The organism is Planococcus halocryophilus, from assembly GCF_022489025.1.
GTDB lineage: Bacteria > Bacillota > Bacilli > Bacillales_A > Planococcaceae > Planococcus > Planococcus halocryophilus_A.
The window spans coordinates 231,410-239,526 of sequence record NZ_JAKVTG010000005.1 but is presented as its reverse complement, the minus strand read 5'-3'; the positions used below and the strand labels follow the sequence as shown (position 1 = coordinate 239,526).

Sequence of the window (8,117 nt, the reverse complement as noted above, 5' to 3'; positions counted from 1 at the left end):
CTCGTGCGGTAATGTGCTATCTCCATGCATTTTGTAAATAATTGCATCACTTCCAGGTACAGAAAAACTTAAGTTTTCAGCAGTGATTTTTCGGTCTACTTTCTTTCCCGCGACCTCTAAATTCGATTCAATCAACTGGTCATATTTTGTTGTCCAGTATGTATTTATGGGAAGCTGAGATAATATTTTATGATTATCAGACGTAGTTATATCTTTGGTGAACTCTTCAATAAGTAGTTGATTTAACTTGCCTCTCCCTTGAAACTCATTAACATGATATTGAGCTATTCCTATTAAATCCGTTTCTTGATCAATGTCAAGTTGGATATCCTCAGCAACTTCTCTCAATAACTCTTTCCAATCTACATAGCCAGCAGGACGGGATAAGCCGGCACCCGCAAAAATTGCTGCATTTGAATCTTGTATACCTTTTACATAAGTTCTTAAAAATTCTTGAATACTCGAATCAAACATCTAAGACCAACACCTCTCATTTATTAAGAAAAGTTAATTTGAATCAAAAAAATATAGTATATATATTGTGGGAATTTTAAGTTTGTATTTAAGTAATATTGTCTATTCAATTCTTATACTATAAATAAAATTGTTGAGTATTATAAATTTCCGAATTTTTAAGCATCCAAAAAATGCTCGCTGAGTACGCTTAATTAATTGAATACAGCCAACGAAATGAGCCACTTATGCCATATTTTTGAGCCACTTGAGACAACAAGAGAGCCACTACCTGACGGTAGTGACTTTTTTTAACCTATTCTTGAATCCCGTGGCGTTCTCTCATCGAAATCTTGCCATCAATAAAGAGGTTGTAAGAATCGTGAATGATGCGATCCAATATGGCATCCGCCAGTGTTGCCTCACCAATTTTCTCATACCACCCTTGTGTATCGAACTGCGAACAGAAGATGGTGGAAGCCACTTGGTGTCGTGCTTCTACAATTTCCAATACATCTCGGGCTTCATTTTCTCTTAGAGAGGTCAACAGCCACTCATCGATAATGAGCAGGTTCACTTTCTTATAAGCTTTCATCGTTTTCTGGTAGGTTCCTTCTCCACGTGCCACAGCCAGCTCATCCAAGAGATCCGGAAGACGAATGTATTTCACCTGATAGAACTGACGACAAGCAGCTATGCCGAAGGCACAGGCCAGATAAGATTTCCCGTTTCCGGAAGCACCTTTAATGATTAAGTTATGTCGATTCTGGATGTAATCACCCGAAGCTAACCGAAGGATCTGTGTTTTGTCCAGCTTACGGTCCGCGTGGTATTCAATATCTTCTACGCACGCTTGGGTGTACCGAAGAGCCGCCGTTTTAATCAGCCGGTCCAGTTTATTATTGTTTCTGCGTGACCACTCCACATCCACCAGTAAACTGAATCGATCTTCGAACGATAATTCCTGGTATTTTGGATTGAGCAACTGATTACTAAACTGTTCTGCCATCGAATTTAAGCGCATCTCATGTAATTTGGTTAACGTGTTCTCATTGGTCATTTTTCTTTCCTCCCATAATATGCAGCACCACGAGTAAAGCCATGCGCATTCACTTGATTTTCCTTTTTAGCAGTTTCGGTTGAAGAGCTGGTCGTGAGCTTATCCTGTCCAGTCTTCAAGATGGTCTTCAAGCTATTGATATTGGGGCGAGCTGAATATTCCAAAGCTCTTTTACAAGCACTTTCGATACGTTCGACGGAATACTGATCAGCTAACTTGAATAGGGCCAAACAGGATTTGAGTGCTTGCTTTTCAACTTTATAGGAAGCCAAAATGCCTTTCACAGTAGTCAATGTGTGGAGACCAACGGTCTCTGCCCATGCCAAGAAATAGTCCCGGTTATAGTCGACGTATTGTTTGTGATGGACTGGGCGGTGTTCTGGAATGGTCGATGGTTCTCCTTCTTTTCCCCGAAGCCGCATATGAGAGGCGATTCGAAAGCTTTTATAAAACACTTCAATCATCGTGGTGGTGACTCGGATGTCGACGACGTACTTAATGTATTCGTAGGGAACGGAATAATACATTTTATCGACAGCTATGTGATAATCGAATGGTACAGTGGCTGTCATCCAAGTGGCCAACTCGTACGGGGAAGCAGGTAAGGTTAGAAGCGCGAACTTCTCCTCTTCCAGGAAAGCGGAATGTCTGTTTCCTTTTTTCTTCTGAAACTCTTTTTGATTAAACTCAGAGAGTTTTTCTTGTATGGCTCCGTTCAATTCGTGCAAAGTGAAGAACTGCTGGTTACGCAAGGAAGCAATGATCCACGTAGAAATGACGCCGACGGCGCCCTCGACACTGGGTTTATCTTTTGGATGTCGGACTCTGGCCGGCATGACTACAGTGCGGTAATGTTCGGCCATTTCATGATAGGTTCGATTGATCGTAGGATCTGTTCGTGATGCTTTGTCTACACCTGTTTTCAAATTGTCCGGCACGAGTATACGTGTCGCTCCGCCAAAAAAATGATAGGTATGAAGGTGTGCGGTTATCCAACTTTCCATATCCATGGATAAGAACGCTTCTACATAGGTGTACTGGCTGCACGGCAAGGTGGCCACAAAGACGTAGGCGGGAATCGATTCGCCCGTCAGATTGTCTGTTAACGAAGTCGTTTGCCCGGCCCAGTCCACTTCCATCACTTCTCCTGGTTTGCGCTTAATCCGCATCGTTGCTTTAGTAGTAGTGGCAAAGCGATGATAGAAACGGCAAAAGTGACGGTAGCTATAGGGAATCTCTTTTCGGCTCCGGCACTCTTCCACGTATTCATGCCACAACAATGATAGGGTTACCCCGCTTTTCGCCAGTTCCTTGTGGACCGATTCATAGTTCGGTTGCTTCCGTGCATCCGATTTGTTTTTCTCAGGAAACAGCATGGTCTGTAATTCGATATCGGAGATATCGTTTTCGAAAGGCCATGTGATTTCCACCTCACCAGCCCGTTTCAAGACATCCGATACGGAATTTCTAGAGCAACCACAGCTCGATGCGATACTCCGTTGACTCACCTCCTGCGCATGAAGCCGTAGGATATCTCGATACTTGAGCATTAAAAAACCTCCTGTACATTCAATTTGCGCAATATTGCGCAAACTAAGTATACAGAAGGTGGCTCTCTTAAAGGCAGAGGTGGCTCTACTTCATGTCCGAAGTGGCTCTGAAATCTGGCAGAGGTGGTATATTTTCTTGGCTGTATTCAATTAATTTAGAAAATATTGTAAATAATCGTTTTAAGAAGGGGATTAGTTATTGAAATACATATCAACTTTAATTAATTGGCTATTTTCGTTAAGTTCTTTATTGATTTTACATTCATTTGCTAATTCATCTAAATAGATTTCGCGAACCAAAATAGATAATTCCATTATTTTTTCATATTTGCTATTTAAGAAAATATCGCTAAAAATATTTACAGCTGGATTTATGCTTAGACTGAATATCAATACTACGAGAGATATTACTATAATTTCTTGGAAAGTTTCTGGTGAATTCTGAAATATTAATGATAGAATAAGTACAAATACAGGAAGGGTCATATTAATATAAGGATTCAAATCAAAAGTCACTTTATTTTTTTCAGCCTTAGATTGTAATTGTTTTGCTAATTCATTATAAGAAATCGGATTTTCAAACTTATAATTCTTTTGTAGGAAATTCAAAATTAAAGACTTGGCTTTTGGAGTATCTTCTATAGAAGATTTTTCTAAAATTACATCGGTTTTTCTTGAGATAATCTTTAAAATTATATATAGAAATATGAAAACAATAGTTAACCACCATTTTCCATTCATTAACAAGTATATACCTATCGCCGCTGTGCAAAGTATTAAAGCTAAGAAAATCAAACTCCATCCCCAGCCAATAACTTCATAACCACGTTTTCTTTTAAAACTATAGTAGTGTTCATATAGAGCGTTAATTATCAAATTTTTTCCTCCGTATTCAGTAGTGGGTTAATTCATTTATTTATACGCGTTAAACACTCATTAAGTTTCAAAATCTGCTTAAATTAAAATCGTAGCCTCAAGAAAAAAACAATTTTAAACGATTTCAACCAAAAACTATAATTGCGGCCCCAATATTGCGGTTGTGATTTTTCTATTTTATTCATCTATATAAATTCTGGGTGAATTGTTTACGACACAGGCAACTGTACCGTTGAAATAACCCAAATAGAAAAATTCAGGTAAAAAAAGCTATCCCATAAAGTCAGTAAATGACTTCGGGATAGCTTTTTCCAATTAACTTACTTAAGTTTTTTTAGTTCTTCCAGTACATCAGAAGGTTCGTAGCGATCTTTGTAATCTGATTTGGTGTATTCAAATTCAATCGTTCCGTCCGTTTGGATGATGTAAGTTGCTGATACAGGAAGCGTCCACGTATCGTCACCGTTATGCTGGTCGACGCGGAGTCCGATTTCTTTATACGTTTCAATCAGGTATTCCGGCAATTGATAGACCAGGTTGAATTGGTTGGCCACTTCGTTGCTTTCATCGCTTAAGACGATGTATTCCAAGTCGTGTTTTTCTTGAATGGACATGGACTGATCAGGAGTTTGGGGGCTGATGGCAATCAGTTCAGCGCCTTGTCCGTGAATGTCACCAATGATTTGTTGGTACGCGCGCAGCTCCATATTACAGAATGGGCACCAGTTTCCGCGATAGAACGTTAAGACGACTGGCCCTTGCTTTAATTGTTCATAAAGCTCGATTGTTTCGCCAGTTGCATTCGGTAAGTTGAAGTTTGGCGCTTTCTCACCTTTCTTCAATCCTTTTTCTGCGCTCGATGCTTCTAATTCTTCCAAAGCATTTTGCATTTTCTCTTGGACTTCTGCAGGCGCTGTTGCTTTAAAGTTCTCTACGTATTGCTCAAAATCGTTCTTCATATTGGTTGTCATAAAATAAAAACTCCCTTTTCATCTATTGATTGTATTGACCGCTTCTATGTCTAACTATTTGAAATGTTTTATGCGGTTAGTTTCGAACTTTACGGTATGTTAGAATGTAAGTCAATCATTCTGTTTGAAGGAGGATTCACATGGAGAATAATTCGGAAACAGGATATTCCTTTGTCAGTCAGTATTTGTTTATCAATTTTTTAAATACGATTAACATCAAAAAAGTTTCTGTGACGGACTTTCTTGATGAAGAGAATGGCTTGGGAGATTGGCTTTCGTTTATGACGCAGCAAGGCATACTGAATCAGCAGCAAGCAGAAAAGCTTCACAAGTCCCCAATTGATGTGAAGCGGGTAAAAGAATTTCGTGATCAATGGCGGGGGTATTTGTCTGTGCCGGAAGGGAATGAAATTCCTTTCGCTTCTTTAGCCACTTACACCGAAGAGGCCCCTCTTTTTATCGATAAAACATTTACATCAGTGCCGAGCAAAGGAGGCACAGAGGGGTTTCTGGCATTGCTTTCTTTTGAAATGATCCAAGCTTTTCAACAAGGTGTTTTTAAAAAGATTAAAAGATGTGAGAGCTCACTTTGCTATGCTTTTTTTGTCGATACGAGCGGCAGAAGGAAATGGTGTTCAATGGAAGTTTGCGGGAATCGTGAAAAAGCACGCAAACATTACGCGAAAAAAGGAAATATATAAATCACGCCCCTGTGCAAAAAAATTCCAAACGATTTTGATAATACATGAAAATTCATATTCTATACAAAGCCACACCTGCAGCATAAAAACTGCGGGTGTGGCTTTTCTAGTTTATTCATTTCCTCATCCAATAAACGCTTGTGTAAACGGGACCAAAACAGGGAACGCTTATATCAATAGGTTAGTTACCTGACTTGATCAGAAAAGGAGCAGTTCACCATGGCAGAAAAAAGAGATGAAATCATCCTGAGAGGGTTGCAGGAAAATAATTTGAAGAATGTCGATTTGAACATCCCGAAAGAGAAGATAAATGTGTTTACCGGTCTGTCGGGTTCAGGCAAAAGCTCGGTTGTCTTTGATACATTAGCGACAGAAAGCAGAAGGCAAATGACACTGAATTACCCGCTGTATATCCGGCACCAGATGCCGAGGTATGAGAGGCCGCGTGCCGACTTGATGCAGCATTTAAGTCCGGTGGTCGTTGTCGAACAGAAACCGGTAAGAGGAAATTCGCGTTCGACGGTCGGCACTTATATGGATATCGATCCGTTGATCCGCTTGCTGTTTTCGCGGATTGGCAGCCCGCCGATCGGCTCAGCCGCTGAGTTCTCGAGTGACAGCTCTTTCGGCAAATGTCCGGAGTGCAATGGACTCGGTGAAATCATTGCGCCGGATGTCCACAAACTCATCGATCATTCGAAGTCGCTTCGGGAGTCCGCGGTGAGATTCAGACCTCTCGCGCCGCCCGGCTGGCAAGGCAGATGGATGGTGGACGGTGGTTTGTTTGATCCCGATCTTCCCATCAAGGATTACACGGAAGAAAAATACAATCTTCTGGTTTACGGTCCGCGGGAAGGCGAGCGAGCATTCAGTACTTATTATTACAAAGTAGGCAATCGAGATATCGAATGGGACGGCATTCTTCCCCGGTTTATCCGCCTGTACATTAATCGCGACCTCTCAAAACTGAAAGTAACGTCGCAGGACGATGTGCTGGCGGTGACGGCACGTACACTGTGTCCGACCTGCGAAGGTTCTGGGTTGAATCCGAAAGTGCTGGAAAGCAAAATCAACGGCCTGAATATCGCGCAATACGACCGGCTTGAAATGACGGATTTGCTGGGTGAACTGGCGAAAATAAACGATCCGGTTGGTACATCGATTGCGCAGCAGGTGTTACCAGGAGTCAAGCAGCTGGTTGATTTGGGACTTGGCTATTTGTGTTTGGCGCGAAAAGTGGGCACTTTGTCCGGAGGGGAAGCACAGCGCGTGAAAATTGCGCGCCACTTGGGCAGCAGTCTGAACAACATCACGTATATATTCGACGAACCGAGTGCCGGGCTGCATCCAGAAGAAATCGAGAAGCTGACGCACATGCTGAAAAGCTTGAGAGACAACTACAACACTGTCGTCGTTATCGAGCACAATTTGGCCGTCATTAAAACAGCGGATGAAATTATCGAAATGGGTCCGGGTGCAGGTGTCACCGGCGGTCGAGTGGTTTATCAAGGCGCGCAGGAAGGCTTGCAGAAAGCATCCGCAATCACTGATTTAAACCATAAAGTCGCTGTCAATAAAACCCCGCGACAGGTAGAAAACAGTTTTTCGATCAACAATGCATCTGCGAATAACTTAAAAAATGTAAGTGTGGAAATCCCGAAAAACGTGCTGGTGTCTGTATGCGGTGTTTCGGGTTCTGGGAAGAGTTCGTTAATGTTTGACGCATTTATAGAAAATTATCCCGAAACCATCGCTGTGAGGCAAAGCAGCATCGGAACATCAAGCCGTTCGACACTCGCGACTTATATGGGAATCATGGATGACATCCGTTCGATTCTTGCCAAAGAAACAGGGCAGCCTGTGGGCTTATTCAGTTTTAATTCAATAGGAGCCTGTCCTGTTTGCGAAGGAAAAGGCGTCACCACGCCGGACGTGGCATTCGCGGATCCCGTGACCGTTACTTGCGAAGCATGCAAAGGAACGCGCTATTCCGATGAGTCGCTGTCGTATCGCCACTTAGGTAAAAATATTGTGGAGATTTTGGAACTGTCGATTGACGAAACCAATCATTATTTGAAGATGCCGAAAATCGTCAAAAAAGTGGATACTTTAAAAGATGTCGGCTTGGGCTACCTGACACTCGGGCAAACGACCAGTTCGTTGAGCGGCGGCGAAGTGCAGCGCCTCAAACTCGCCAGTCACCTGAAAAAAGAAGGGCAGATTTACTTGCTCGATGAACCTTCATTGGGATTGCACACAAAAGACAATGCCCATCTACTAGCTGTATTCCAGGGACTTGTTGACAGAGGGAATTCGGTGATCCTCATCGAGCACAATCTGGACTTTATCGCGGCAAGCGACTGGGTCATCGAAATGGGTCCAGGTGGAGGTAAAAGAGGAGGAGAAATCCTATTTGAGGGAACACCGGAAGCGATGCTCGAGTCGGATACGGTGACGGCGAAGTGGCTGAGAAAAGATGCGGAGAGATGAAAAGATTTTTCTGTGT

The 8,117-nt window shown here is 42.2% G+C and carries 6 protein-coding genes and 1 pseudogene; 2 read left to right on the top strand and 5 right to left on the bottom strand.

Features of this window, described 5'->3' with window-relative positions; genetic code table 11:
* From MLE13_RS08610 to MLE13_RS08590, 5 genes and pseudogenes are all read right to left on the bottom strand, one after another.
* Positions 1 to 474 (bottom strand): annotated as a pseudogene (locus MLE13_RS08610) (hypothetical protein); the annotation flags it as partial.
* A 295-nt stretch (positions 475 to 769) separates the two neighbouring features.
* Entirely contained in the window at positions 770 to 1,513 is a 744-nt protein-coding gene (gene istB, locus MLE13_RS08605) for an IS21-like element helper ATPase IstB (protein ID WP_240749314.1), read from the bottom strand.
* A complete protein-coding gene (gene istA, locus MLE13_RS08600) occupies positions 1,510 to 3,063 on the bottom strand; it encodes an IS21 family transposase (RefSeq protein ID WP_240749313.1) in 1,554 nt (517 codons plus the stop codon). The genes istB and istA overlap by 4 nt, the downstream gene beginning before the upstream one ends.
* Positions 3,064 to 3,255: 192 nt before the next feature.
* Positions 3,256 to 3,939 carry a hypothetical protein gene (locus MLE13_RS08595; RefSeq protein WP_240749312.1) on the bottom strand — a complete coding sequence of 228 codons (684 nt, stop codon included), beginning with the start codon at positions 3,937 to 3,939 and terminating at the stop codon, positions 3,256 to 3,258.
* 320 nt (positions 3,940 to 4,259) lie between these two features.
* Positions 4,260 to 4,910: a peroxiredoxin-like family protein gene (locus tag MLE13_RS08590; RefSeq protein ID WP_008432634.1), complete on the bottom strand. Its 651-nt coding sequence runs from the start codon at positions 4,908 to 4,910 to the stop codon at positions 4,260 to 4,262.
* 140 nt (positions 4,911 to 5,050) lie between these two features.
* Here MLE13_RS08590 and MLE13_RS08585 point away from each other — a divergent pair, with 140 nt between their 5' ends.
* Complete coding sequence (locus tag MLE13_RS08585; protein WP_240749311.1) at positions 5,051 to 5,611, top strand: CGNR zinc finger domain-containing protein; 561 nt, start codon at positions 5,051 to 5,053, stop codon at positions 5,609 to 5,611.
* Between the two features lie 219 nt (positions 5,612 to 5,830).
* The gene (locus tag MLE13_RS08580) at positions 5,831 to 8,101 is read left to right on the top strand and encodes an ATP-binding cassette domain-containing protein (protein WP_240749310.1); all 2,271 of its coding nucleotides are present in this window, start codon (positions 5,831 to 5,833) and stop codon (positions 8,099 to 8,101) included.
* The last annotated feature ends 16 nt before the right edge of the window (positions 8,102 to 8,117 follow it).

What these genes read in the sequence shown, in the direction of transcription:
- MLE13_RS08580 (WP_240749310.1), top strand. Translation starts at nt 5,831, where the DNA reads ATGGCAGAAAAAAGAGATGAAATCATCCTGAGAGGGTTGCAGGAAAAT.
- MLE13_RS08590 (WP_008432634.1), bottom strand. Translation starts at nt 4,910, where the DNA reads ATGACAACCAATATGAAGAACGATTTTGAGCAATACGTAGAGAACTTT.
- istB (WP_240749314.1), bottom strand. Translation starts at nt 1,513, where the DNA reads ATGACCAATGAGAACACGTTAACCAAATTACATGAGATGCGCTTAAAT.
- istA (WP_240749313.1), bottom strand. Translation starts at nt 3,063, where the DNA reads ATGCTCAAGTATCGAGATATCCTACGGCTTCATGCGCAGGAGGTGAGT.
- MLE13_RS08585 (WP_240749311.1), top strand. Translation starts at nt 5,051, where the DNA reads ATGGAGAATAATTCGGAAACAGGATATTCCTTTGTCAGTCAGTATTTG.